The following is a 1,762-nucleotide window of genomic DNA, read 5'->3' as shown; positions in this document are numbered from 1 at the left end:
GATCTTTAAAGGCAAGATCAAAAGATCGCAGCCTCGTTGCACTCGACAGCTCCTACAGGGGGAGTGCACTTCAATAATTCATATACCTTCGAGCATAGCGTCCGCCGGTGCTTCGGAGCGTTGCCGGGCGGTCAGCTGGAAATACAGGTAACCGGCGACCATGAAGCCGAGGAATACCAGACCGATCAGCGTGTTGAACCAGGCCATCGCCACCAGGCACACCACCGCCAGGAACAGCGCGATCCCCGGCACGATCGGGTAGCCCGGCGCGCGGAAGGTGCGCTCCAGGTTCGGCTCGGTTTTACGCAGCTTGAACAGGCTCAGCATACTGATGATGTACATCACGATGGCACCGAATACCGACATGGTGATCATTGCCGCCGTCAGGGTCATGCCTTGCAGGTTGACCAGGCCATCGCTGTAGATCGCCGCGATGCCGATCACGCCGCCGGCCAGGATTGCCCGGTGCGGCGTCTGGAAGCGCGAGAGCTTAGCCAGGCTGCGAGGCAGGTAGCCGGCGCGGGCCAGGGCGAAGAACTGCCGCGAATAACCGAGGATGATCCCGTGGAAACTCGCTACGAGGCCGAACAGGCCGATCCACACCAGCATGTGCATCCAGGTCGAATTATTGCCAACCACGGCTTTCATCGCTTGAGGCAGCGGATCGTTGATATTCGACAGTTGACGCCAGTCGCCGACACCACCCGCCATGATCATCACGCCGATGGCCAGGAACACCAGGGTCAGAATGCCGCTTACGTAGGCGCGGGGAATTGTGCGTTTCGGATCCTTGGCTTCTTCGGCTGCCATGGCTGCGCCTTCAATGGCGAGAAAAAACCAGATCGCGAAGGGAATGGCCGCGAAAATGCCGGGAATCGAGGCCGTCGTGAATTCGTTGGAGCCTGACCAGCCATTGAGCACGAAATTGCTGAAGCTGAAGCCCGGCGCGACCACGCCCATGAACACCAACAGTTCGGCGACGGCCAGCACGGTAACCACCAGTTCAAAGGTGGCGGCGATGCTGACGCCGAGGATGTTCAGGCCCATGAATATGAAATAGGCGCCAACGGCGGCGAGTTTCGGGTCGAGTTCCGGATACTGCACGTTGAGATAGGCGCCGATGGCCATGGCGATTGCCGGGGGCGCAAAGACAAACTCGATCAACGTGGCAATGCCGGCGATCAATCCGCCTTTCTCGCCAAAGGCCCGCCGACTGTAGGCAAACGGCCCGCCGGCGTGGGGAATGGCGGTAGTCAATTCGGTGAAACTGAAGATGAAGCAGGTGTACATCGTCGCCACCATCAATGCGGTGACGAGAAAACCCAATGTCCCTGCGGTGCCCCAGCCGTAACTCCAGCCAAAGTACTCGCCGGAAATCACCAGGCCGACGGCAATGCCCCATAGATGCAGGGTGCCGAGTGTGGGTTTGAGCTGTGTGGAAGAAGTAGTCATAAGTCCTCTCTATTTTTTATTGTTGGATCTTTTGGACTTTCGGGTACGACGGGTTGAGTGCAAATCCTGAATGACGGGTACGCAAGGCCCGTGCCAGAGCGGCCAAGCCTTTTGTGTTGTGTCATTTAGGGCGCTATCGCGAGCAGGCTCACTCCTACAGGGGTCTCACTGTAGGAGCGAGCCTGCTCGCGATGGCTGTTTGAAGGGCGACACAGAAACCCCTGCGTCGCCCCCGATTTTTAGAAGAAGCCCAGCGGATTGATGTCGTAGCTCACCAGCAGGTTTTTGGTCTGCTGGTAGTGATCGAGCA

At 58.4% G+C, this 1,762-nt stretch carries 2 protein-coding genes; both read right to left on the bottom strand.

Translation table 11 applies throughout. The features are described from left to right. Positions 1 to 78: 78 nt before the first annotated feature. Positions 79 to 1,452, bottom strand: a complete 1,374-nt coding sequence (gene eat, locus ACW9JC_RS30120; RefSeq protein WP_338583324.1) for an ethanolamine permease — start codon at positions 1,450 to 1,452, stop codon at positions 79 to 81. 239 nt (positions 1,453 to 1,691) lie between these two features. Beyond that, positions 1,692 to 1,762, bottom strand: a 71-nt coding sequence (locus ACW9JC_RS30115) for a hypothetical protein (protein WP_371915692.1), incomplete at its 5' end; no start/stop codon positions are given.

The sequence above is a fragment of the Pseudomonas sp. SDO5591_S426 genome, assembly GCF_054070755.1.
Note: the sequence above shows the minus strand (reverse complement) of the source record. Positions and strands in the feature narration are given on the sequence as shown.